The sequence below is a fragment of the Streptomyces sp. S465 genome, from assembly GCF_026898115.1.
GTDB classification, from domain to species: Bacteria; Actinomycetota; Actinomycetes; order Streptomycetales; family Streptomycetaceae; genus Streptomyces; species Streptomyces luomodiensis.
Map to the genome: position 1 here is coordinate 8,912,177 of NZ_CP114036.1, position 23,457 is coordinate 8,935,633.

At 70.7% G+C, this 23,457-nt stretch carries 16 protein-coding genes and 3 pseudogenes; 10 read left to right on the forward strand and 9 right to left on the reverse strand.

Annotated elements, in window-relative coordinates; all coding sequences use genetic code 11:
• Window positions 1-26: 26 nt before the first annotated feature.
• Window positions 27-5,069: pseudogene (locus N6H00_RS37590) on the forward strand (type I polyketide synthase); the annotation flags it as partial.
• 71 nt (window positions 5,070-5,140) lie between these two features.
• Here N6H00_RS37590 and N6H00_RS37595 read toward each other — a convergent pair.
• The 3 genes from N6H00_RS37595 to N6H00_RS37605 all read right to left on the reverse strand — a co-directional run bounded on the left by N6H00_RS37595 (window position 5,141) and on the right by N6H00_RS37605 (window position 11,880).
• The gene (locus N6H00_RS37595; RefSeq protein ID WP_268976365.1) at window positions 5,141-5,683 is read right to left on the reverse strand and encodes a hypothetical protein; all 543 of its coding nucleotides are present in this window, start codon (window positions 5,681-5,683) and stop codon (window positions 5,141-5,143) included.
• Window positions 5,684-5,802: 119 nt separating this feature from the next.
• Entirely contained in the window at window positions 5,803-7,203 is a 1,401-nt protein-coding gene (locus N6H00_RS37600) for an esterase/lipase family protein (protein WP_268976366.1), read from the reverse strand.
• A 57-nt stretch (window positions 7,204-7,260) separates the two neighbouring features.
• Window positions 7,261-11,880 carry a hypothetical protein gene (locus N6H00_RS37605; protein ID WP_268976367.1) on the reverse strand — a complete coding sequence of 1,540 codons (4,620 nt, stop codon included), beginning with the start codon at window positions 11,878-11,880 and terminating at the stop codon, window positions 7,261-7,263.
• 144 nt (window positions 11,881-12,024) lie between these two features.
• Between N6H00_RS37605 and N6H00_RS37610 the strand changes: the two genes are divergently transcribed.
• Window positions 12,025-13,044, forward strand: coding sequence for a translation initiation factor 2 (locus N6H00_RS37610; RefSeq protein ID WP_268976368.1), 1,020 nt, complete (start codon window positions 12,025-12,027; stop codon window positions 13,042-13,044).
• 89 nt (window positions 13,045-13,133) lie between these two features.
• Here N6H00_RS37610 and N6H00_RS37615 read toward each other — a convergent pair whose 3' ends face one another.
• Window positions 13,134-13,568 (reverse strand): DUF4231 domain-containing protein, encoded by a 435-nt coding sequence (locus N6H00_RS37615; protein ID WP_268976369.1) that lies wholly within the window; start codon window positions 13,566-13,568, stop codon window positions 13,134-13,136.
• 147 nt (window positions 13,569-13,715) lie between these two features.
• On the opposite strand from N6H00_RS37615, the pseudogene N6H00_RS37620 reads away from it, so the two are divergent.
• Window positions 13,716-13,985 (forward strand): annotated as a pseudogene (locus N6H00_RS37620) (VOC family protein); the annotation flags it as partial.
• A gap of 277 nt (window positions 13,986-14,262) precedes the next feature.
• Complete coding sequence (locus N6H00_RS37625) at window positions 14,263-15,528, forward strand: glucuronyl esterase domain-containing protein (protein ID WP_268976371.1); 1,266 nt, start codon at window positions 14,263-14,265, stop codon at window positions 15,526-15,528.
• A gap of 93 nt (window positions 15,529-15,621) precedes the next feature.
• On the opposite strand, the gene N6H00_RS37630 is transcribed toward N6H00_RS37625, so the two are convergent.
• Window positions 15,622-16,263 (reverse strand): LysR substrate-binding domain-containing protein, encoded by a 642-nt coding sequence (locus N6H00_RS37630; RefSeq protein ID WP_268976372.1) that lies wholly within the window; start codon window positions 16,261-16,263, stop codon window positions 15,622-15,624.
• Between N6H00_RS37630 and N6H00_RS37635 the strand changes: the two are divergent.
• A pseudogene (locus N6H00_RS37635) lies at window positions 16,212-16,807 on the forward strand (EamA family transporter); the annotation flags it as partial. The gene N6H00_RS37630 and the pseudogene N6H00_RS37635 sit on opposite strands and share 52 nt — an antisense overlap.
• A 26-nt stretch (window positions 16,808-16,833) precedes the next feature.
• Here the strand turns inward: N6H00_RS37635 and N6H00_RS37640 are convergent.
• Entirely contained in the window at window positions 16,834-17,256 is a 423-nt protein-coding gene (locus N6H00_RS37640) for a MarR family winged helix-turn-helix transcriptional regulator (RefSeq protein ID WP_268976373.1), read from the reverse strand.
• A 139-nt stretch (window positions 17,257-17,395) separates the two neighbouring features.
• Between N6H00_RS37640 and N6H00_RS37645 the strand changes: the two genes are divergently transcribed.
• A complete protein-coding gene (locus tag N6H00_RS37645; RefSeq protein ID WP_268976374.1) occupies window positions 17,396-18,229 on the forward strand; it encodes an SDR family NAD(P)-dependent oxidoreductase in 834 nt (277 codons plus the stop codon).
• Window positions 18,230-18,277: 48 nt separating this feature from the next.
• Here the strand turns inward: N6H00_RS37645 and N6H00_RS37650 are convergent, their stop codons facing one another.
• A complete protein-coding gene (locus tag N6H00_RS37650; RefSeq protein ID WP_268976375.1) occupies window positions 18,278-18,619 on the reverse strand; it encodes a DUF3140 domain-containing protein in 342 nt (113 codons plus the stop codon).
• Entirely contained in the window at window positions 18,619-18,846 is a 228-nt protein-coding gene (locus N6H00_RS37655; RefSeq protein ID WP_268976377.1) for a DUF2945 domain-containing protein, read from the reverse strand. The genes N6H00_RS37650 and N6H00_RS37655 overlap by 1 nt, the downstream gene beginning before the upstream one ends.
• Window positions 18,847-19,086: 240 nt before the next feature.
• On the opposite strand from N6H00_RS37655, the gene N6H00_RS37660 reads away from it, so the two are divergent.
• The 4 genes from N6H00_RS37660 (at window position 19,087) to N6H00_RS37675 (ending at window position 22,808) form a co-directional block, all read left to right on the forward strand.
• Window positions 19,087-20,811: a hypothetical protein gene (locus N6H00_RS37660; protein ID WP_268976378.1), complete on the forward strand. Its 1,725-nt coding sequence runs from the start codon at window positions 19,087-19,089 to the stop codon at window positions 20,809-20,811.
• Complete coding sequence (locus N6H00_RS37665; RefSeq protein ID WP_268976380.1) at window positions 20,811-21,398, forward strand: hypothetical protein; 588 nt, start codon at window positions 20,811-20,813, stop codon at window positions 21,396-21,398. Before N6H00_RS37660 ends, N6H00_RS37665 begins: the two co-directional genes overlap by 1 nt.
• A gap of 15 nt (window positions 21,399-21,413) precedes the next feature.
• Window positions 21,414-22,025, forward strand: coding sequence for a hypothetical protein (locus N6H00_RS37670; protein WP_268976382.1), 612 nt, complete (start codon window positions 21,414-21,416; stop codon window positions 22,023-22,025).
• 75 nt (window positions 22,026-22,100) lie between these two features.
• A complete protein-coding gene (locus tag N6H00_RS37675) occupies window positions 22,101-22,808 on the forward strand; it encodes a class I SAM-dependent methyltransferase (RefSeq protein WP_268976383.1) in 708 nt (235 codons plus the stop codon).
• A 9-nt stretch (window positions 22,809-22,817) separates the two neighbouring features.
• Here N6H00_RS37675 and N6H00_RS37680 read toward each other — a convergent pair whose 3' ends face one another.
• Window positions 22,818-23,258: a glutaredoxin domain-containing protein gene (locus N6H00_RS37680; protein WP_268976384.1), complete on the reverse strand. Its 441-nt coding sequence runs from the start codon at window positions 23,256-23,258 to the stop codon at window positions 22,818-22,820.
• Between the last annotated feature and the right edge of the window lie 199 nt (window positions 23,259-23,457).

A 23,457-nucleotide genomic window follows, 5' to 3' on the forward strand; every position in this document is an offset into this window, starting at 1 on the left:
GCTTGAAACAGCAGAACAAGGCCCTCGCCGCGAGTCTGTCCGAGCCGATCGCGGTGGTGGGTATGGCGTGCCGGTATCCGGGCGGGGTGAATTCGCCGGAGGACCTGTGGGATGTGGTCGCCGATGGCCGGGATGTGGTGTCGGGGTTCCCGGTCGATCGGGGCTGGGATATGGAGCGGTTGTTCGATCCGGATCCTGATGCGGTGGGCAGGTCGTATACCCGGTCCGGGGGTTTCCTGCATGACGCGGCGGGTTTCGACGCGGCGTTTTTCGGGATTTCGCCGGGTGAGGCGTTGGCGATGGATCCGCAGCAGCGGTTGTTGTTGGAGTTGTCGTGGGAGGCGTTCGAACAGGCGGGGATCGATCCACTGACGTTGCGCGGTAGCGCAACCGGAGTGTTCGCCGGTATCGCGACCCAGGGCTACGGGATCGTGTCGGACGGGAGCGCGGAAGGCCACCGAATGACCGGCTTGACGTCGAGTGTGGCGTCGGGGCGTGTGGCGTATGTGTTGGGGTTGGAGGGGCCGGCTGTTTCGGTGGATACGGCGTGTTCGTCGTCGTTGGTGGCGTTGCATTTGGCGGTGCAGTCGTTGCGGTCGGGTGAGTGTGATGTGGCGTTGGCGGGTGGGGTGACGGTGATGGCGTCGCCGATGATTTTTTCGGAGTTCAGTCGGCAGCGTGGGTTGTCGGTGGATGGGCGGTGTAAGGCGTTTTCGGGGTTGGCTGATGGGACGGGGTTTGCTGAGGGTGGGGGGGTGTTGGTGGTGGAGCGGTTGTCGGATGCGCGGCGGTTGGGGCATGAGGTGTTGGCGGTGGTGCGGGGTTCGGCGGTGAATCAGGATGGTGCGTCGAATGGTTTGACGGCGCCGAATGGTCCGTCGCAGCAGCGGGTGATTCGTTCGGCGTTGGCGGGTGCGGGGTTGTCGGCGTCGGATGTGGATGTGGTGGAGGCGCACGGGACGGGCACCACGTTGGGTGATCCGATCGAGGCCCAGGCCGTTCTCGCGACGTATGGGCAGGGTCGGGAGTGTCCGTTGTGGTTGGGGTCGGTGAAGTCGAATTTGGGTCATACGCAGGCTGCGGCGGGTGTGGCTGGTGTGATCAAGATGGTGGAGGCGATGCGGCACGGGGTGTTGCCGCGGACGTTGCATGTGGATGTGCCGACGCCGCATGTGGATTGGTCAGCTGGTTCGGTGGAGTTGTTGGTTGAGGAGCGGGTCTGGCCGGGGGATGGTGGCAGGCCGCGGCGGGCTGGTGTGTCGTCGTTCGGGATCAGTGGCACCAACGCGCATGTGATTCTCGAGCAGGCACCCGCGTTGGAGACGGTCCCGGAACCGGCAGGCATGAGGTTGCCGGTGGTGCCGTGGGCGCTGTCCGCGAAGAGTGACGCGGGTTTGACGGATCAAGCACGCCGACTCCTGGAGCACCTCCAGCGCCATCCTGAGCTGAGCGCTGCCGATGTGGGCTTTTCCTTGGCGGGGCGGTCGGTGTTCGAGCATCGGGCTGTGGTGGTCGGTGCTGATCGGGAGGAGCTGGTCCGGGGGCTGGTGGGTCTGGTCGAGGGCGAGCCTGGGCGGGGTGTGGTGCGGGGGCGTGCGGCGGGTGAGGGCAAGACGGCTTTTGTGTTCCCGGGGCAGGGGTCGCAGTGGCTGGGTATGGGCGCGGAGTTGTATGCCCAGTGCAGTGCCTTTGCTGAGGTGTTTGATGTGGTGGTGGGGGAGTTGGATCGGCATCTGCGGCTGCCGTTGCGTGAGGTGATGTGGGGTGAGGATGCGGGGTTGTTGGATTCGACGGAGTTTGCGCAGCCGGCGTTGTTCGCTGTGGGGGTGGCGTTGTTCCGTGTGTTGGAGGGTTGGGGTGTGTGTCCGGATGTTGTGGTGGGGCATTCGGTGGGTGAGTTGGCGGCGGCGCATGTGTCGGGTGTGTTGTCTTTGGCGGATGCGGCGGTGTTGGTGGTGGCGCGGGGTCGGTTGATGCAGGGGTTGCCGGCTGGTGGGGTGATGGTGGCGGTTGAGGCCAGTGCGGGGGAGGTGGCGGAGTCGCTGGTGGAGGGTGCTGTTCTTGCTGCGGTCAATGGTCCGGATGCGGTGGTGGTCTCTGGTGTGGAGGAGGCTGTGGGTGAGGTTGCGGCGGGGTGGCGGGAGCGGGGGCGCAGGGTTCGTCGGTTGGCGGTGTCTCATGCGTTTCATTCGCCGTTGATGGATCCGATGTTGGGTGGGTTCGGTGAGGTTGCGGCGGGGGTGTCGGTGGGTGTGGCGGAGATTCCGCTGGTGTCGAATGTGAGTGGTGAGTGGGCTCGGGATGGTTATGGTTCGGCTGAGTATTGGGTGGATCATGTGCGGCAGCCGGTGCGGTTCGCTGATGGTGTGCGGTGTCTGGTATCGGCTGGTGTGACTCGGTTTGTTGAACTGGGTCCGGCCAGCGGGCTGACCGCCACCATTCCATCCGCGCTGACCGTTCCCGTGCTGCGGAAAAAGCGCCCCGAGGCTTCTTCCGTGATCACGGCGTTGGGACAGTTGGCGGTGAGCGGTGTGCGGGTCGAGTGGCGCCGAGTGTTCGCCGGAAGCGTTGTCCGACGCGTGCCGTTGCCGACGTATGCGTTTCAGCACCGTCGGTTCTGGTTGTCGGGCCCGACAGCGCCGGGTGATGTGTCGAGGCTCGGATTGGACAGTGCCGGGCACGCGTTGCTGGGTGCGGTGGTCGAGCAGCCGGATACCGGCGGGGTGGTGCTGACCGGCTGGCTGTCCACGGCCGCGCAACCGTGGCTGGCGGATCACGCGGTGGCGGGGACGGTGTTGTTCCCCGGCACCGGATTCGTGGAATTGGCGATTCGCGCCGGGAATGAGGTGAAGTGCGCCGCGCTGGAGGAGTTGATGCTGCGGGCGCCGTTGGTGTTGCCCGCCGAGGGCGGGGTGCGGATCCGGGTGGTCGTCGGCGACGTCGGCCAGACCGGTCGCCGTCCGGTGGCGATGTACTCCCGGAGCGGGGAGACAAGCTGGGTACTTCACGCCCAAGGCGTTCTGGGCCCCGCCGCAGCTCCGCGCTCCCCGGCGGACACCACGGACCTGTCGGTGTGGCCGCCCGAAGGCGCGGTCGCTGTCGACGTGACCGATGTCTATGGGCGTCTGGCTGAGCGTGGCTATGAGTACGGGCCTGCTTTTCAGGGGTTGCGTGCGGTGTGGCGGCGGGGTGAGGAGTTGTTCGCCGAGGTTTCTCTTCCGCGGGAGCTGGATGTGAGGGACCTCGGGGTGCATCCGGCGTTGCTGGATGCCGTGTTGCATGCGGTGGTGGTGGCTGCTGGTGGGGTGGAGATGGCGCTTCCGTTCGCGTGGGAGGGGGTGTCGTTGTGTGCGGCGGGTGCGGTGGCGGTGCGGGCGCGGATCGCGCCGGTGGGGCCGGGTGCGGTGTCGGTGGAGTTGGCGGATACTGCGGGCCTGCCGGTGCTCTCGGTGCGGTCGATGACTTCTCGTCCGGTGTCACCGGAGCAGCTGCGGGCAGCGGTCCAGTCCGCCGGTGGGGTGTCGGACCGGTTGTTCGAGGTGGTGTGGTCGCCTGTGTCGGTTGGCCAGTCCGGTGCGGAGCGCGGTGATGCGGACGCCGTGGTGTTCGAGGTGCGGTCGGGATCGGGTGTGGGGGTGGTGGCGGGGGTGTACGAGGCCACGCACCGCGTGCTGGAGGTTGTGCAGTCCTGGTTGTCGGGTGCGGGGGTCGGCAAGCTGGTCGTTGTCACGCGCGGGGCGGTGGGTCTGCCCGGCGAGGGTGTCGCTGATCTCGCTGGGGCGGCGGTGTGGGGTCTGGTGCGCTCGGCGCAGACGGAGAACCCCGACCGGATCGTCCTGGTCGACACCGACACCGATGCCGGCGTCGACACCGCTGCGATCCTCGCCACCGGTGAACCACAGCTCGTCATCCGTGCCGGAACGCTTCACGCTCCGCGTCTGAGCGGGGTGCCGGTCACCTCCGCCCATCCGACGCCCGTCGGCTCGTTGGCTGAGGGCACGGTGTTGGTCACCGGTGGTACGGGCATGGTCGGTGCGGTGCTGGCCCGGCACCTGGTGAAGGCGCACGGTGTGCGTCATCTGCTGCTGGTGAGCCGTCGCGGTGAGCGGGCCGATGGTGCCGCGGAGCTGCTGGCGGAGCTGTCGGCGTTGGGTGCACAAACCCAGATCGTGGCGTGTGATGTGGCCGACCGGTCCGCGTTGGAGCGGGTGCTGGCGGACATCCCGGAGGACCGGCCGTTGGCCGGAGTGGTGCACGCGGCCGGTGTGCTGGACGACGCGGTGATCGGCTCCCTGACACCGGAACGGATCGACACGGTGCTGCGGGCCAAGGTCGACGCGGCATGGAACCTGCACGAGGCGACGCGCGATCTGGGCCTGTCGATGTTCGTGCTCTTCTCTTCCATGGCGGGGACGGTCGGCGCGCCGGGGCAGGGCAACTACGCCGCCGCGAATACCTTCCTCGACGGCTTGGCGGCGCACCGGCGTGCCCTGGGGCTGCCCGCGGTCTCGTTGGCGTGGGGTCTGTGGGCCGAGGCCGGTGGCGTGACCGGCATGAGCGGGCACTTGGGAGCCGCGGACCTGGCCCGGATGAGCCGCAACGGCCTGCTGCCCATGCCCGCCCACGAAGCGACCGAACTCTTCGACACGGCACTCGCCACCGACCGCGCGAACCTCGTGCCCGCACACATCAACCGGGCGGCGGTCGAGAGTGCGGTGCAGGTGCCACCGCTGTTCCAGGCCCTGGTGTCGACTGCCCACCGGCGCACGGTGCCGCAGAAGCCCGACACGGAACTGCCGGATCTCACCGCCCTGAGCGTCGAGGAACGCCGAGCCCGATTGACCGCCATCATCCGTGAAGAAGTCGCCATGGCTCTGGGGCATGACGGCCCGGGTGACATCGACCCGGACGCTCGTTTCGAGGAACTGGGATTCGACTCGATGAGCGCCGTCGAGTTGCGGAACGCCATGACGGCCGTCGTCGGGCGCCCGCTGTCTCCCGCGTTGGTGTTCGAGTACGCGACAACAGCCGCCCTGGCGGACTATCTGGCGACGGAACTGGTGTCGTAGCGAGTGGCGCCCGCGAGCGCGATCGCGCCCGCCCGTTGTCCGGTCGGCTCCCCGGCGCTGGTTGCGCCGGCTCAGACGGTGACGACGAGCTTCCTCGCGGAGACGCCGTCTCGGAGCTGCCGCAGCGCATCGGGGATGCGGTCGAGCCCGTGGCCGACGACGGTCGCGTCCGGTGCGGCCTGGTAGACACCGGTGGCGAGCGCGGTCGGGAGGAAGTCGACGTAGATCGCCGGTCCGACCTCGTTGTCCTTCAGGGTGCCGCCCCAGATGCCGCTCACCCGCACCCCGTGTCGCGGCGCCCGCCATCCCTCGATGCGTGCGAGCAGTGAGGGCTGTGCCGAGGTGACCCGCTTGCTGCCCGTGGTCCGGGCCGCGATCGCGATCGCCTTCCGGAGCGATCCGAATCCGATCGCGAGCGTGCCCGCGAGCGGGCTGTCGCCGATCCGCTCCACGATGTCCTCGACGGCGGTGGGGCTGCGGCGGTGGACGGCCTCGGCTGCGCCCAGCGACCGGACGAAGTCGAAGTTGTGCGGTGACGCGGTCGTCACGACCCGGTAGCCGGCGTTGCGGGCGAGCTGGATCGCGTTGCTGCCGACGCTCGTCGTAGCGCGCACGCCGCATTCGCAGACTAGACATCGTCTAGAACCTAGTTAACGCCTACTTCGGTGTGAGAGCCGTGCCCCATCGGCCGCATCGGCCTCTCGCCATCGATACGAACGGCCGTCGGCCTCGCTCACGGTGAGACCGAGGCGGCGGCATCGGCCCCGGTGACCAGGACGGCGTCCCGGTGGCCCACGCCGTGCTTCCGCGAGCGCACTTCCAACGTCCACAAGCCGGCCGGTGCCCGCAGCTCGCACCGCAGACCGCCCTGCCCGTCGGGTTGCAGTGGTTCGTCGGCGAGCGTCTGGCGGCCGTCCGGGGACAGCAGACGGGCCCGGAGCGCCAGGGCGGGGTCCGCGTCCGGGGTGGTGATCTCCATCGGTTCCCCCGCCACGGCCAGGTCGGGCAGGTCGACGGCGAACTCCGCGTCCGACGCCAGGTACTTCCTGACCTCGACGCTCTGGCAGATCTCGCGCAGGGCGGCCAGAACCGGACCCTCGTTGGCCAGTGTGGCGTGGCGGAAGGGAAACCAGTGCGTGTACACGGTGGACTCCAGCTCGGCCGGCGTGGCGGAGATCGTGGGGACGGTGGAGTCGCCCTGCCAGTCGCGTGTGTCGTCGAAGGCATGGAGGAAGCGGATCCGGTCGCCCACCACGGACACCCCGTGCACGGTACGCAGCCCGTGCCCGCCCAGCGGGACGAGGCGGTAGCCGGGCTTCTCCGCCTGGTCGTTGCGGGATCGGGCGTTCCTGATCTGCTCATGAAAGCGGAACATGTCCTCCACGGTGGCCGTCGGGAGGCTCAACGCGTCCGCGATACCGGTGGCGTTGAGCGGCCGCGGCCGTGGGCTCTCGGTCACCACCGCCCGGTAGCTCGGCAGGAGTTGACCGAGCGAGGGGAAGCTCCCACAGATCTCCGCGAGCGACTCGCTGATCCACCGGGGTGTCCCGTGCCCGAACCGGCCCGTCAGGAAGCGGATCGCCTTCGCGCTGCCTTGGTGCGGGGTGCCGAGCGTGGCGACCGTCCGGGTGATCTCCCGGCCGCCCAGGCACTCGAGGTAGTACTTCACCACCAGACCGCCCATGGAGCGGCATAAGAAGACGACCTTGGGATCGTCCGCGTCCGGATGCCGATCGCGGTCGATCCGCTCCCGCCACCGCGCCAACCGCCGCTCGACGAACGCCCGGAGCTTCTCCGCCGAGTTCCGGTTGGACAGCCGCCAGTCGTAGCGGAAGACCGCCAGGCGCTCGGGCGGCTGGATGTCCAGGCCCTTCAGCAGATCGCGGTATCCCAGATGGGAAACGAGGCCGGGCAGGACCCGAGGTGCCTCGATCGTGTCCCCCGGGGTCAGGGCGGACTCGCCCTCCGGGTCGCCGTCCTCGATGCCCTCCTGAAGCATGAGGCGTCTGCGGAGCTTGCTCGGGCGCAGCAGCCCGGCCAGCGCCTCGGGCGTGAGGTTCCAGACGTCCCTGCCCTCGTGCAGCAAGGACGTGCCCATGATGCCGGGAACGATGACCACCAAATCGTGTCGCACGCCCGCCCCTTTTCCTCTTCTTTCCTCTTCGGTCGTCTGTCGTCGCGGCCGGGGTCCTCAGACCAGCTGCCTCGGTGGGGTGCCGAGCAGGTCAGCGAGACGATCGGCCGGGAGGAGCACCTGATCGCACCGCGCTCGGTCCTGGACTCCGCCCTGGATCATGAGAGTCACCCCCGCCGCGCTGTGGACAGAGGCCACGTCGTCCACTTCGTAGCCGCGGTGTTCGATGTCCGGCAGCCGCCTGTTGTCCCACACGTCCCACACATGTATCCGGCCGGACTCCTTGCGCCAGCCCAGCAGCAACGGCCGCTCCGGCGGACCGGCGAAGGTCAGCCCCTGCGCGGCCACCGGCGGTCCGGCCAGCGGCTCGTGCGCGGGCGAGTCGGAGAGGCACTCCGCGATCCATACCTGGCCACCGGCTGTGTAGGCCACCACGGGATGGCCCTGTCCGGTGTCCCGCAGTACCCCGAACGCGGTGGCCGACCGCTCCGAGGGGTCGATACCGTACGGCGCCGGTCCCCGGTCGGGCAGGTTCCAGACCCGGACGGACTCGCCCCCGGCCGCGTACAGCCAGGCCGGCCCGCCGGGCACAGCCCGCACAGCCACCTGCTGCGCGGTCGCGGCCGTGGTGAACGGCCAGGTCTCCGGCGCTTCCCGCCAGTTGCCCCAGTCCTGTCCGCGGCATTCCCAGACCCGGACGCACTGGGTACCGGAAGCGAACAGCCGGACCGTGCCCGCCCCTGTGACGTGCAGGTCCACGGCACCCACCAGCACATCGTCCTGACCGCCCAGATCGAGTACGGCCGTGGGCCGGACGAGGGACGGACCCTCCAGCCGTGGCGGCAGATGCCAGAGGGACGTCGTCCGGCGCACCACGGTGGCGACCAACCAGCCGTCGCGGACCCGGGTGGCGGCGAGCGCGGTGAACTCGTCGTCTCTGTCGCCTCTGTCACCTCTGTCGTCGCGGAGGCGCAGCCGCGCGGCGCGCGGACCCGGCAGCCGACCGGCGGGGCCGTGCAGGGTCGCCAGCACCTCACGGCCCTGGGCCCGGCAGAGCAGGTGCCCGTCGGAGTCGGAACCAGAGGCCATACGCAGGAGCGGTCGGCCGCCCTCGGTTCCGTGGCCGCGAACGTCCGGCGCATCGTGAACGTCCGGGGCATGGCGAATGTCCGGGGCATCGCGACCGTCTGGCGCATCGTCAACGTCCGGCGCATCGCGACCGTCCCGGGCATCCGGCGCGGCCTCGTCGGCGGCGGGAGGATCCCACAGCCGTACCTGAATCCCGTCGGCGACCAGCAGCCGCCCGCTGCCCGCGGGGTCGAATGCCAGCGAAGGCTGCTGTTCGTCCCCGGGCAGCGGGGTGTGCTCGGTACCGGACAGGCTCCACAGGCGGACGTCGCGTCCTTCCCGCACCCCGGCCAGCACGCCGTGCGGACTGTGTCCCAAAGCCACCGCGCGCTGCCCGCTGGTGGGCGCGCTCAGCACCGGCCCGACGTCGTCCTCCTGGGCCGGGTCCAGGAAGTCCGGCAGCTGCCAGACGCGCAGCGCGCCACCGCCCGCGGCGGCGATCCAGCCTCCCGTGCCGTCGGTGGAGGCCATCGCCGCCACCGCGCGGGCCGGGCGGCCGTCCCGACGCGCGCCCAGCTGGAGGACGCCGCTGCCGGGCCGGGAGGCGCGGGCCGTGACGTCCCACAGCGTCACGCCATCGGGGCCGCCGAGCACGGCGAGGACCTCGTGGTCCACCGTCAACAGGGCCGCGTCGTACACGTTTCCGGGCAGCCGGACGTGCCGGATGGTCTCGTGGTCCGGAGGCACGTCGGCCGGCCAGCGCCACAGCCACAGCCCGTCGCCGTCCACCGCGGCCACGTAGACCGTGGCTCCACACCGTACGGCGCACACCGCCTCCGGTGCCCCGCCCCAGTAGAACCGTTCCGCGGGCCAGCGCGCACTGCCCTGCCACACATGGATGGCGTGTCCGTCATGCGCGGCGATCACCTTCCCGGCCACTGTTCCGGGAGGGGCACCGGGAATCGCTCCGCCCGGTGCCACCGCCAGGCCGCGCAGCGGTCCGGGCGCCGCCCGGCCGGCCGGGCGGGGGAGGGCCCGGCCCCGGTACTCCCGGCCGTCCGCTCCCCAGGACCGGATCTCCCCGACCCCCGCCGCGTGCACCAGCCCGTCCGAGGAATCCTCCCAGGCCACGGCGAAGGCACCGCCCTCCGGGGCAGGCCAACCGCGCCCGAGCGGCAGGGGGCGCGCGCTCGTCCACAGGTCCTGCCAGAACAGCTCGGGCGGATGCGCCAGGGCCGGCAGCAGCTCCTGCGCCGCGGTGGCCAGCGCGGTGGCGCGCAGCATCGCCCACCGCGCGAGGGGGGCGGGGTGTGCGCGAAAGTGTCCGGCCACCCGCAGATAGAGCACCGACCGGGTGGTCACGTCGAGTTGTGAGGCGACCAGTGGCTCGAGGACGTCGGGGTCGGCGTAGACGACGAAGGCGTCGTCCTCGACCAGATCGGCGAGGCTGTCATCGCCGGCCAGCGCGGCATGAGTGGCCAGGTGGGTCAGCACATAGGGGTCCGCCCCGGCCCAGCCCGTGTCCGGTGCCGGGCGCAGCGCCCGGCACACCGCGCGGTGCAGGCGCCGCGGATCGGCGTCCCGCCCGACCAGCTGTCCGCCGAAGCTGGGGTGCGCCAGCCGATAGACGTCCCGGCCGGCCTCCCGGCCACGGACCACCGGTGCGCCCCGGGCGGCATCCAGCACATGCTTCAGGTCCCGCTCGGTGTACTCCCGCCGGGAGGAGAGCCGTACCGCGTTGGCGATGGCGAGCCAGACGCCGGGCTGGGGCAGGCCGTGTCCCTCCGCCAGCGCGAGCGGCCGCAGCACATCGCGGACGCGGTCGGGATCCTCCGGGTCCAGCAGCTCCAGCTCCTCGGCGAACAGCCGCCCCAGACCCATCGTGCCGACCTCCCGGTCGGCGTCGAGGTCCCCGGGACCGTCCGGCAGGCCGCCGCGGCGGGCCACCCGGCGCGCCCACAGCGTGGCCACCAGGAAGATGCCGTTGCTCTCTCGGGCGATGTGCCGGGCCACGTCGGCCAGCCGCCGTCCGCCGTCCACCGTCCGTTCTCCGAAGCCCGCCCGTCGGAGCAGCTGCTCGACATGGCCGGCGATATCGCTCTCGGTCTCCGGTAACTCGTCCAGTACCACCGTGTGGGTGCTGTCCAGTGCGTCGCGCAGGGATTCGGCGGGTGGGCCGCCCGGCAGGTGGCGGCGCGCGTCGGCCCTGGTCCCGACCACCACCTTGATCGCGGGGTCGACCGCCAGCCGGTTCAGCAGTTGGCGGGCGATGTCCAGGGCGTGGCCGGCGGCGGCCTCGTCCAGGCCGTCGAAGAGCAGCGTCAGGCTGCCCTTGCGCTTCGCCACCTTGACGACTGCTTCCACGGAGGCGGCCGGTGATACGGAACCGAGGGGGCCGGGCAGCGCCAGACCGAGCGGTAGCAGTCGGTGGCACAGCTCCTGGCAGACCGCCGCGAGCGTCTTGCCGCGACAGTGGATCGCGGCATGGATGGAGTTGAGTCCGGGCTGGCTGCCCGGCCGCCGATCGGCAGGCAGCGACGCGACGAACCCCGGGGTGGTCAGATGGGCCAGGTAGGTCAGCAGCGCCGACTTGCCCGCCCCCCATGCGCCGGTCACGGTCAACAGGCCCGAGCTGCGGGTGCCCAGCCAGGTGACCACGGTGTCCAGGACGGTCTCGCGCGGGGCGAAGTCGCGCAGCTCCCAGTCGGCGGCCTCGCCCGCGAACACCGGCAGCGTCTCGTCCCGTAGCTCTTCGCCGATCCAGGTCTCGTCGTCCGGTGGGCGGGAGGCCGGTTTGGCGGTCTCCGACCGGTAGGGGTTGTGGAAGAAGTTGAGCCGCAGCGGCCGCAGCTCCCTGGCCAGCGGCTCCTGGCTGGCGTCCCACCGCGCACGGTCGTCCACCGCGCGCATCAAGGGCCCGAAGAAGAGATACGGCGTCTCCCGGTCGAAGAGCCGGTGGCCGTACAGCTCCAGGCCCGCCTCGTCGAAGAGGGCGGTCAGTTCGGTGACCCACCGCCCTTCGGCGGCCCGCTGATCCTCCGAGGCGGTGGCCACGACGGCGAAACCGCCGGCCCCACCGCGCTTGCGGAGCAACACGTCCAACTCGTTGACCGTCTGCGCCAGAGCCGCGCCGGCGAAGCAGGCGTCCAGGATCAGCAGGATGTCCGCCGGGTCGTCGGCGAGCCAGGAGATCAGCTCGGCGGCGGTGACGGCGGTACGGGGATCGAACGTCCCGCCGTCCGGATAGCTGTCCTGGCACGCCAGGTGATAGCGGTCGTCGTCGGCCTTCTCCCCGTGACCGGTCCAGTAGAGGATCTTGCGGGTGGCGGGGTGGGCGCGCAGCCGGTGCACGGTGGCCTCGATCTCGGCCCGCGTGGTGCCGGCCGCCGGGCCGCCCGGTTCGCCCGCGGCGACGCCACCGCCGGTGTTGCGCAACGGGGGTGCGGTGAAGCCGAGCCGGGCTGCCACGTCAAGGAAGGAGCCGGCGGTCACCCGCAGTTGGTGCCGGTCTTGACGCCCCTGGCCGCCGCCCGCGTACCGGTCCACCACTACGGCGGCGACCACGCCTTCCGACTCCACACCCACCCCCGGCGCCCGGACCGTCTCCATGGCGGCAAACACCACTATGTACGAAATAGGTCGAGAACCATAGTTACCCATCCGGCCGCGGATGGGGGAGTATTTCGGGAGGAGCGAGCGTGACGCGAGGCTCGCCCCGGCGGCAGGACCGGCAGGGCGGACGAAGGAGAGCGGATGGCGCAGCGGGACAAGTTCGTCGTGGGATCCCGGACCACCGACTGCCACGTCTTCGAGGGAGACGGCACCCGGGCCATCCTCGAGGAGAACGTGCACATCCTGTACGAGCGTGGACGCCGACGGGTGAAGCTGCCCGCGGTCGTGCAACGCTGGCGGGACGAGACGGCGGAGCGGGAAGCCCGCAAGGAAGCGGCAGGGCTGCCCCACCGCTGGAACAATCCCCGCTTCGCGGTGGAGAGCGTGGAGATCGCACGCACGCACGAGCGTGAGGAACCCGTCGTCCGGATGCAGCTGTGCGATGCCGACTACTTCGACTTCCTCGCCACGTCGCACAATCTCGACCGGCCACTTAGGGAAGGCTCGGCCGAGACACTGCGCACCCAGTATCTGGAGAACACCGATCCGGTGACCGTGGAACCGTTCCTGTCCTGCAGTTTCGGGGTGAACATCGCCGTGGAGACGGAGCCGGACCGGAAGATGGTCTTCTCCCGGCGGAGCGCGCAGGTCTCCGGCCGGTATACCGATCACTGGAACTCCTCCGCGAACGAAGGGCTCGCCAGCATCCATGACGTACCCGAGGACGGCTCCCGCATCAGCCTGCACGCGGTGGCGCGCCGGGCGCTGCGCGAGGAGTTGGCGATCCAGGCGGACGACGCGGTGGAGCTGGAGTTGCTGGCCTTCGCCCTGGACCTGAGCAACCACCAGTGGGCGGCGTTCTTCCGGGCGGTGTTGAAGGATCTCACCGCGGACGACCTGCTGGCCCGGCGCGCCCGCGGGGTGGAGGACAAGTGGGAGCACGCGGGCCACGAGTTCGTGTCCGCCGACCCGGACAGCGTGCTGGACTTCATCCTCAGCAGGCCGGAGGAGGAGTGGACACCGTGTGCGCCGGCGCTCTTCTATCTGGCGCTGGTCCGTGGCGCCGTCATCGCCCGAGGCGGGAATCCTTCCGGTCGGCTGGACGTCGAGGCGGCCGAGCGGCGCGCCCTCGCCCGCCTCGCCACGGCACCAGGACGCTGATCCCCGCGGGCCGTCCCGGTGACGCCCGAACGGTCGTCTCCCGCAGCCGTGCCGCCATCTGTGAGATCGGTCAGATCCATCAGGTCCGGTTAGAAGATGTTCTTCTCCCGGTGCTGACGACGCAGCGCCGTGAACTCCTCACGGACTTCCTCGGCGGTCAGGCCATGCCTGCTCCGGACCATCAGATCGGCCAATGTGTCCCGGGATTCCATGAAGCCCTGCCACTTCTGCTGGGGCTTGAGCCAGGTGTCGAGCGCGGTGAGCACGGCCACGACCAGGGCCAACGCCGGCACCCACGCGACCAGGAAGCTCCCTTTGCCGTCACTGAGATTCCGGTCGGCTGCCACGACGGCGCTGGCGACGATGAGCAGAATGCGCGACAGGTAGTAGGTCACCCCGTAGTTGACCGTGGCCACCCGCCACCGCCGCATCTCCCGATGTATTTCGGCGGACAGCTCCTCCTGCAGCCCGTCCGCCCCGGTCTCCGACCCACCCCCGCCGCCCCCGGCCGGCTGTGCGCTCACCTGTCTCCCCCATTCCGCCCACGGACATCGCGCGGCACACGCAGTCGTTGTCTTCGCCTGCCCTCTACCCCTGGCCTATCCGGCGTACGCCCACAGATGAGGGCACATCCGCATGCGTACCGGGCTGGAGGAGGCGGCGCGCTGGGCACTGTGGGCCGGCACACCAACGACCGTGGACTCTCCTACGACGCCCGCACCCCCTCCGGCTTCGAGTGGGAAGTCGGCTGGAACCCCATCGTCATCGACGAGACGACGTGGGAGCCCAGCACCCATCAGGGCATCAGCGTCTGGGGCCACCTCCCGGTCGGCCGGACCATCGTCGACACGCTCGCCCAGTTCCGGGCCGGCGCCCGCTCCCTGGCCCATCCGGAGTACCTCGTGCCCGCTCCCAGCGGCACCGGTATCGCCGACGGCTGACCGGCCCACGCCGCCGTACCGGCGTGGCCGGAGGAAGAAAAACAGCCAACTTCCAGGCCCCGCGTTCCGGGTGTTGTCGGCCTCGCGGCCCGCTCCTAGAGTGGGAGCGCTCCCACGGCGTGTGACGGGCCGCGATTGAGGTCGGGGGGCGGCTTCGAGGCATCGTGTGTCCGCGCACGTCCCACCATCTGGCGTGCACCGGCGTGTCCCTGACTCCATGCCGTCCGGCCGGGGCCATCGCCCGCCGGGACCGCGCGCCTTCCCATGGAGGTCCCCCATGCGCATTCATCGACATCGGCCCCGGGCATGGGCAGCCGCGGTCTTCCTGGCCGTCGCGAGCCTGACAGCCACCGCCCTCGACACACCGGCAGGCGTCGCCAATGGCCTCAGGGCCGACGCGTATGTGCGGCCCGGTGTCGAGGACGACGGTGCCGACTGCGCGGTGCCCGACCCGGGCGCCGTGACCGCCAACATCAAACTTCCCGATCCCTTCACCAGGCTGGACGGCACGCGCATCTCCGCCACGTCCGACTGGCGGTGCCGACGGGCTGAGATCAAGAAACTGGGGGAGAGGTTCGTCTACGGCGAGAAGCACGGAAAGCCCGCGGGTGTCACGGGTACGGTCTCCAGCACCGGCATCACCGTGAACGTGACCGACCAGGGCAGAAGCTCCAGCTTCTCGGCGAAGGTCGAGCTGCCCAGTGGCTCCGGACCTTTCCCGGCCGTCGTCGTCCTGGGCGGCTTCGGGGCGGACACCGCCACCATCAAAGCCTCCGGTGTCGCCGTCATCACCTACGACCCCCTCGTCGTCGGCCGAGAGGGCACGCCACGGAACAACAAGCAAGGCGCCTTCTACAGCCTCTACGGCTCATCGAGCAGTACCGGGCTGCTCATGGCCTGGGCCTGGGGCGCGAGCCGGATCATCGACGTCGTCGAGCAGTCGGGCGGTGGCATTCTCCAGGCGGACGCGATCGGCGTCACGGGATGCTCACGGTACGGAAAGGGCGCCTTCGCGGTCGGCGCGTTCGATCAGCGCATCGCCCTGACCATGCCGATCGAGTCGGGCACCGCTGGTGTTCCCCTCTACCGCGGGGTTCCGGGAGAGGGCGGCGCACAGCCGCTGAGCAGCGCCTACTCCGAACAACCGTGGTTGGGCGACGCGTTCGGCTCGTTCACCGGCAACCCGGCCAACCTGCCGGTGGACACCCACGAGATCGTGGCCATGGTCGCACCGCGGGGACTGTTCATCATGGAGAACCCCCACATCGACTGGCTGGGCGCCAGGTCCGGAAGCGTGGCGGCCCTGGGTGGCGCGGAGGTCTACAAGGCGCTCGGCGCGGAGCACAACATCACCTACTGGTCCGACATCCAGGACGGCACCCACTGCGCCGTCCGGTCCGAATGGAAGACCCCCTTACAGCAGAACCTCAAGAAGTTCCTGCTGAAGACGGGCAACGACCCCGGCGTGTTCAGGATCTCGGGCAAGAAGGCGGGCAACTTGTCCGCATGGCGGGACTGGCAGACCCCGGTCCTCACCGGCTGACCCTGACCTGACGTGATGCCAGCAGCCCGGCGCGGATACGCGCCGGGCTGCGCGCCCCGCTGCCGGGGCCGCCGTCCGCCACGGGCGTCCGCGCTACGCGGGTGAGCTGACCCCGAGGACGCCGAGCATGGCCCGGGTCGCCGGGCTGGGGTTGAACCGGCTCCACGCCAGATACTCGACCCGGCGCGGACCGTCGGCCACCGGGATCAGCACCAGTTCCGGATCGTCGGCGGCCAGCGGGCGGAGGAACGCCGACGGCATCAGCGCGATGCCGAGCCCCCGCGCGCCCGCGCCCTGCATGACCCGGGACGCGCCCACGAGCCGGTGCCCGGCCGCCACCACCAGCGCGTGCCGGTCGTGATCGAGGGCGACGGTCTCCACCCCGGACGGCCGTTCGCCCTCCGGCAGGCCGAGGAAGGCGATGTCCAGGTGGCCCTCGCGGATCGCCGCCACCAGCTCGTCGCTGCGCCCGGACCGCAGGACGACGCGGACCTCCGGATGCCGGGCGCGGTACCGCTGGAGCAGCTCGGGTACGTCCACGGCGGCCGTGGTCACGATCACGCCGACGGCGAGCCGGCCGCGCACCGCGCCGGTCGCCGCGGCGGCGTCGGCGGCCGCCCGGTCGGCCGCGGCCAGGCACTCGCGGGCGCCGGCGACGAACGCCGCCCCGGCGCAGGTCAGACCTGCCGCGGACCGCGTCCGCGCAGCAGGTGGCGACCGTCGCACTGACCGCACTCGCACCGGCGTCCTGGGGCACCACCTACGCCGTGACCACGGAACTGCTCCCGTCCGGTCACCCGCTGTTCGCCGGGCTGATGCGCGCTCTGCCCTCCGGGCCGGCCGGGCTGGTGATCACCGTGTGCTCCCGCGCGGGGACTCGTGGTGGAAGGCCGCCATCCTCGGCGCGCTGTTCCCCCTGCTGTTCGTGGCGGCCGGCCGGCTGCCCGGAGGCGTCGCCGCCACCCTCAGCGCCACCCAGCCGCTGCTGGTCGCCGGGCTGGCCGGCGCGGTGCTCCACGACCGGCCGACGGTCTGGCGGTGCGCCTGGGGTGTGCTCGGCGTGCTCGGCGTCGCGCTGGTGGTGCTCGGGCCGCGGGCACGGCTGGACGCCGTCGGGGTGCTCGGCGGCCTCGGCGGTACGGCCACCATGGCCGGCGGGGCCGTCCTCACCAAGCGCTGGGGCCGCCCCGCCGGGGTGGGTGCCCTGACCCTCGCGGGCTGGCAGCTGACCGCCGGCGGCCTGCTGTTCCTCCCGCTCACCCTCGCGCTCGAGCCGCCCGGTCGGGCACCCGCTCCGGCACCCGCTCAGTCCGCCCGGTCGAGCACCTGCCGCAGGATTTCGGCGAGGCGGTCCAGCTCGTCCGGCTCGCAGCCGGCGAAGGGGCTCTGGTCGAGCGTCAGCCGTACGACGCGCTCGCGGACCTCCCGGCCCCGCTCGGTCAGCACGGCCACCCGGGCGCGCCGGTCGGCCGGGTCCGCGCCGCGCTCGACGAGCCCGCGGTCGACCAGCTGGTTGATGACGAAGCTGAGATTGGGCGCATTGCAGAACAGCCGGCCCGCCAGCACCTTCATGGACGGCGCGGGCTCGTCCGGGTCGATCGCCCACAGGGCCTGCGCCGTCGCGTGCGTGAGTCCCAGCTCCTCGAGTGGCCGGGCGAGGCGGTCGGTGGTGCGCATGAAGAGCTCGTGGTTGGCGCGCACCACCGATTCCAGCGACTGGTTCGTCATGGTCCGAGGCTAGCAGTGTGCTTCGAGCCTCGAAGCTGTTACCGTGCTCCAAGTACTTCGAGCCTCGAAGTACTTTCGACTGCCCAGTTGCCCCGGTGTGCCCCGACGGCGCCCGGCCGCAGAAGGAAGAGAGATCCGCATGGACGGCTACTCCGGCATCACCGCCCTCGTCACCGGGGCCTCGAAGGGGCTGGGCGAGGCGTACGCCCGCGAACTCGCCCGGCGCGGCGCCCGCCCCGTGCTCGTGGCCCGCTCCGGCGACGCGCTGCGCCGGGTCGCGGACACGATCCGGGAGGAGTACGGCGTCGAGGCCGCGACCGAGGCGGTCGACCTCGCGGCCCCCGACGGGGTGTCCCGCCTGATCGCGGAGCTGGACCGGCGCGGCCGCACCATCGATCTGCTGGTCAACAACGCGGGTGCGGGCACCGTCGGCCCATTCCTGGACTCGTCGCTGACGCGGCACGTCGACTCCGTCGGACTGAACGTCGTCGCCCTGATGAGCCTGTGCCACCAGCTCGGCGGCCGGATGATCGCGCGGGGGACTGGCGGCATCATCAACGTGGCCTCCACGGCCGCGTTCCAGTCCATGCCGTACCAGGCGAGTTACGCGGCGACGAAGGCGTTCGTGCTGTCCTTCACCGAAGCGCTCGCCGAGGAATTCCGCGGGGCCGGGGTGCGGGTCATGGCGGCCCACCCCGGGGCCACCGCCACGGGGTTCTTCGACGGCACGTCCGCCACCATGAAGCCGGCGTTCACCGACGCGCCCGGACGCGTCGCGGCCAGGACCCTCGACGCCTTCGCCAAGGGTGCCGTCAACGCCTACCCGGGGCGTGCGAGCTTCCGCGCGACCACCTGGGCCGCCCGGGTGCTGCCCCGCACCACGGCCACGCGCCTGACGGCGCGTCTGAACCGCGCCATGGGCTTCGACCGCGCCCACGATCTCGACGCCCCGGTGGCCCCTCCGCGGTCGTGACCGCTCCTCGGCCGCCGGAGTGTCGGGCCCCCGGACTGACGCGGCCCATCACTTCAGCGGGTCGTGACCCCAGTTCATGAGGGAGTAACGCCATCTGGTGTCGGTGACGTCCCCGCTGGGGCGCTGCTTGATGTGCCGGTGGACGTAACCGACGACCTTGCGCATATGGGCGATGTCCTCCTCGCCCAGGTCGGCCTTCCTGGTGTGCAGAAGCTCGACGATGCGACGCCCGGAGGCATGGCCGACGCTCTCGCCGCCATCGCTCTGTCCCACGCTCTTGGACTCGTCGGTGTCAAGCCATCTCTCCAGCTCCCCCGCGGTCATATTGACTGCCTCGCTGAACGCCTTCTGGGTGTCGTCCCGGTCGTGGCCCCGTTCTTTTGCGGCCATCACGAGCTCTTGCCCCGCTTCCGCAGGGCTCCCGGTTTGTGCACGGCCGAGCGACCGGACGTATCGCTTTCCACCTCGTACTGCGGTTCTTCCTCCGACGCGGCGACGGTCCGGCCGGCTGCCCGGGTACGGCCGGTGATCTTCTTCTTGACCTTTCCGGTCACGTTCTGGCCGTGGCTCTTCCATGAGACTTTGTCGCCTTTGTGTGGTTTGTCCTTCTTGGGCATGACGCTCTCCTTCCGTCCTGTTTCCAGACTCGTGCAGGCGGCCCGAGGGTGCATCCCCGGATCGCCCGGCGATCTGGTGCGCACCGGATGGAAAGACCCTGGCGGTATGCGCGTTGTTGCCCGTAGAGTCGTGTCAGCTCTGGTTTGGCCCGTGGGTGGATGTTTCACGAGGCTCCCTCGGGGGCCGAGGGGCCGGTGGCCGGGGCACGGCACACACGCACTGATGTCGCGGGGGGCCTCATGGCGGATACGAGGCGTGAGCACGGTACGGACGATGCGGCGGGCCGTCGAGCGCATGGGCACGCGCCGCCGCCCGGGAAGCCCGTCGCGCCGCCTCGGCCGGCCTCCGCGCCGCGGGGCGGTATCCGGACCGAGGCCACCCGGCTGCTGTGCGCGGGCGTCTACTTCGACAGCGAGTATCGCCGCCGTGTGATCGAGGAGCTGGTCCAGCACGAGGAGCGCCCGATCGCCCCCTCGCTCGGCATCGACGCGTTACCCGTCCTCGTGCACGCGCTGCGCGCCCGTCGGAAGGAAGCGGAGACCGCGCTCGTCCTGCTGGCGATCTGGACCGTGTTCATCGGGCTCGGCGTGGCCGGGGTCGGTTCGGAGACGATGCTTCCGGTCCCCTGGTGGCTGGCCTACATGCTGGTGTGCTTCCTCCTGGGAAGCGTACGCTCCGGGACCGGGCTCGGCGTGGCGGTCTTCACCCTCGACCGCTCCATGGTCAAACGGGCCACCCGTGGGCGGTTGCGGATGCTGCTGCCGCTCATGCCCCTGTTGATAGCTCTGCTCTACTGGGTGAGTGCGCTGTTCGCACTCTTCAGCGGTGCCCACGCCTGGGTGAGCGTGGTGTTCCCGTTCCTGCTGGTGCTGCCCGTGTGGGCGTATCGCGCACATGTCTCGGCCGTCATGCGCGACGAGCTGGGCCCGGAGACGTTCTTCCGGGCGCCTCGCGAGACAGTGCCGCCCACCCCCGGCTACCGGCGCATCGCCGAGGCCATCGACCGCGAGCAGTATGCGGTGCTCACGATCTACGACCCGTTCCGGCCCTTCATCGGCGCCGGGCGGCCGTACCGGGAGCCCTGGTCGCTGGTGATGGAGCTGAAGGAGCGGACCTCACCCGCGAAGGACGACAAGGGCGCGGAGCCGACGGCCGGGCGGGGCGCGCGACTCACCGGCCGCGAGGTCATCGACCTCATCAAACCGCGGCTGGAGGAGTTGCGCACCGCGGCGGCGGCCACCAGCCGCGACCGGCTCTGCGCCCTGGAGATCGAAGAATTCGTCTATCTGCCGTCCGGACTGGCCCGCTGGGAGGTCGCCTACGATCCGGCCGCCACCCGGCGGCACCTCGATGAGGCCGTGGGAGAGGGCGGCGAGGCGCGCCGCCACTTCCTGCGCATCCGGGTCGGGGCATGGGACGAGCAGGTCGTGGTCTCGGTGCTGGTGCGCGTCCACACCCAGGGCGGGATGCTCGTCCTGGAGGTCGTACCGCACGTACTGACCCCGGTGCGGCCGGAGTTCAGGGCCGTGGACGTGATCGAGGCGCGGGGCGAGGACGACCTCCTGCGTGAGGCCGTGCGTGGTCTGCTCGCGACCCCGACCGCGAACTTCGCCGCCGGAACGTCGCTGATCCGTACCGGCGTCGCCGTCTTCCGCACCTGGCTGGCCAACCCCCGGCGCGCGCTGCCGGACGCGCCGGCCACGTCCGTACGGGAGTTGGGGAGCACGACCGACCTGTCGGTGTTCCAGGAGATGGACGTCAGACGGTATGTGAGGACGGTGCAGGACCGGATCGCGAGCGGCGTCCGGGAGTCACTGCGGGTGAACGGCTACGAAACCGGTGACTTCGAGCAGCAGGTCGTGAACGTGAGCGGCGGTGGGGTCTTCATCGGCGCGATGAGCGGTGGTGCGGTCGCGACGGGGGAGGGAGCCTCGGCGGCGCACACGGAAGGCGGTAAGAAGTGATGGCAGTACACCGGGAAACACCGGACGAGGAGCAGAGCGCGGGGTCCGGCCGCACCGACGCGCACACTCCCTCTGCGGAAAGCGCAGGGAGTGCGGGAAGTGCGGGAGGGATCTCGATCGGCCTGCTGGCCGGTGGTGTGGTGGCGAGCGGGGAAGGAGCGTCCGCGGAGGACCGCTCATTGCGGATCGGGGCGCCGGTCCCCCTCCCGGCCTCGTCCGAGGGTCTGTCCGCGCCCGCACCCGTCCCCGGCGGCATCGGCATCGGCGCGATGACCGGGGGCGCGGTGGCGTCGGGTAAGGGCGCGAAGGCCGTGTCCGCCGCCACCCAGGTCATCGACGCATCGTCCGACCTCCAGGCCACCATCAGCACGCTGCGCGAGCAGCTGACCCTGCTCGCACCCACGGCCGAGGTCGCGACGGTGGACGCCCAACTGGCCGCGGCGGAGGAGGAGATATCCGAAACCCGCCAGGTGAGCCGTGACCGGTTGCAGTGGCTGCGGGACCGGTTGTCGCTCGGTGCCACGGCCGCGGCGGGGCTCGCTTCGGCCGCCGCCGTGGTCCAGGCCATCGACCAACTGGCCGGCTAGAGAGCGCGGGGCGCCATGAGCAACTGGGACGCCAACGCGCAGCGTTGGGTGCAGAGCCCGTCGTCGTCCGGGGGCGGCCCCGGTGTGCCGCCGCCGGACGACGGTTCCCAACGCCTGCTGATCGTGGCGATCGTCACGCTGCTGCTGTGCGCGGCGGCGGGCACCGGCATCTGGATGTTGGCACACCACCAGGGCGGCGGCAGCCCCCGACAGGAGGCGCCGCTGCTCACGCCGTCGGACATGGCGACGGACACCTGGACGGCGACGCCGGCGTTCCCGGAGACGGACGAGCCGTCCCCGACGGACTGGCCGTCCCCCGAGGCGACCCCTTCGGCCGACGACGGGCCGGATGCCACGGTGACGAGCTACTTCGACGCGATCAACGAGGGTGACTACACCACCGCCTGGAACCTCGGTGGCAAGAACCTCGACAACAGCTATTCCGCGTTCGTCTCCGGCTTCTCCGAGACCCAGCGCGACGAGGTCACCATCGTGTCCGTCCAGGGCGACACCGTGTCCGTGGACCTGGTCTCCTTCCAGACGGACGGCACCCAGCGCAGCTTCACCGGCACCTACACCGTGCGCGACGGTGTCATCACCGAAGCCGATATGCGGAGGACGAGCTGAGCCTCGGGGTGGCGTCCGTCGCGCGGCGGTCGCCCTGGCCGGCGACGCTCTTGGCGTGGAGGGATGGTCGGTGCGATGACAGCGGATGAACGCAGGACACGGGTCCGGGAGGTACGCCGCCGGCTCGCGCAGGAGGGGCCGCCGTGGACGCGGGGCTTCGCGGCGGACTTCCCGACGGTCACCGTGCCCGAGCGCGATTGCGACCAACTGCGCGACGTGCTGATCTCCGAGGGCGCGCAGACGGTCGTCGAGGTCGGTCTCGCCTACGCCAGTTCCGCCCTCGCGATCGGTGAGGCGCTGGTCACGGTCGCCCCGCCGCGTCCCCGGCACATCATCATCGACCCGTTCCAAGAACGTGAGTGGTCGAACGCGGGCTGGGACCTGCTGCGCTCCGCGGGACTGGACGCGATCGCCTCGCTCATGCTCGCTCCTTCGTCGATCGCGCTCCCGCAACTCCTCACCGAGGGTCTGGTCGCCGACGCGGCCTTCGTGGACGGCAGTCACCGGTTCCACGAAGTCTTCGTCGATTTCTACTATCTGCGTAAGATCGTCCGGCCCGGCGGGCTGATCGTCATCGATGACGCCTGGGCGCCGTCAGTGCGCACCGCCCTGCGGTACTACGAGCGGAACCTGGGGTGGACGGTCATCCCCGACGCCTTCCCCGACGGAACCCTGATGAAGGCCGCCGCCGACCCTCGGGCCGCATCAGTGCCCCGGTGCCAGGCCATCCGCTTGCCTGATCCGTCGTTTGAGCCGCCCTTCGAAGAGTTCCACGCCTTCTGAGCTTGTCGGTCAACCTCCGTCCGCGTCGAGCTGTGCGCGCACCCATGCGGGATCGGGGTTGACATGCGGCCGGCCCGCCATGAGGACGGTCGGTACGGTCTCATTGCCGTCGTTGGCCGCCCGCACCGCTGCCGCTCCAGCCGGATCACGCCAGATGTCGACCCAGTGCAGCCGGTCGGCCCTGCGGCCCAACCGGATACGCAGCCGCAGACAGTACCGACAGCCCGACCGCCAGAAGACGACCGGCCGGCCGTCGACCGCGCTGCGGCGTTGTGCCTCCAGCGCACCGATCGACCTCGGGAAGATCAGAGGCGAGTTCACGCCCGCGAGCAGCGCGAACACCAGCAGGAGCGTTACGGCCTCGCCGGGGCTCCCGCTGGAGAACAGGCCGGCCGCGACGACTGAGCCGCAGAGTACGAGCAGTATGGGCAAGGTCCAAGCGCGCGTCATAATGACGCAGGCTATCGAGGTCGAGGAGACGTGCGGGCGGGCGCCGCGGTTCAGGCAACGTTCCTATTCGGACATCGTCCGATAAGTGCGACGATCAACTCCGGCCAGCGTTGCAGGCCACCCACCGAAAGGATCGTCGCGGAGCGAGCACGACGGTAGGGATCTGGCCACCGGTGCGAAGACCTTATTGATTACGATC

Excerpts from the sequence above, each read along its gene's own strand:
- N6H00_RS37665 (WP_268976380.1), top strand. The coding sequence starts at position 20,811 with ATGGCAGTACACCGGGAAACACCGGACGAGGAGCAGAGCGCGGGGTCC.
- N6H00_RS37650 (WP_268976375.1), bottom strand. The coding sequence starts at position 18,619 with ATGGCCGCAAAAGAACGGGGCCACGACCGGGACGACACCCAGAAGGCG.
- N6H00_RS37640 (WP_268976373.1), bottom strand. The coding sequence starts at position 17,256 with ATGACGAACCAGTCGCTGGAATCGGTGGTGCGCGCCAACCACGAGCTC.
- N6H00_RS37610 (WP_268976368.1), top strand. The coding sequence starts at position 12,025 with ATGGCGCAGCGGGACAAGTTCGTCGTGGGATCCCGGACCACCGACTGC.
- N6H00_RS37680 (WP_268976384.1), bottom strand. The coding sequence starts at position 23,258 with ATGACGCGCGCTTGGACCTTGCCCATACTGCTCGTACTCTGCGGCTCA.
- N6H00_RS37660 (WP_268976378.1), top strand. The coding sequence starts at position 19,087 with ATGGCGGATACGAGGCGTGAGCACGGTACGGACGATGCGGCGGGCCGT.
- N6H00_RS37645 (WP_268976374.1), top strand. The coding sequence starts at position 17,396 with ATGGACGGCTACTCCGGCATCACCGCCCTCGTCACCGGGGCCTCGAAG.
- N6H00_RS37675 (WP_268976383.1), top strand. The coding sequence starts at position 22,101 with ATGACAGCGGATGAACGCAGGACACGGGTCCGGGAGGTACGCCGCCGG.
- N6H00_RS37605 (WP_268976367.1), bottom strand. The coding sequence starts at position 11,880 with ATGGAGACGGTCCGGGCGCCGGGGGTGGGTGTGGAGTCGGAAGGCGTG.
- N6H00_RS37670 (WP_268976382.1), top strand. The coding sequence starts at position 21,414 with ATGAGCAACTGGGACGCCAACGCGCAGCGTTGGGTGCAGAGCCCGTCG.
- N6H00_RS37625 (WP_268976371.1), top strand. The coding sequence starts at position 14,263 with ATGCGCATTCATCGACATCGGCCCCGGGCATGGGCAGCCGCGGTCTTC.
- N6H00_RS37655 (WP_268976377.1), bottom strand. The coding sequence starts at position 18,846 with ATGCCCAAGAAGGACAAACCACACAAAGGCGACAAAGTCTCATGGAAG.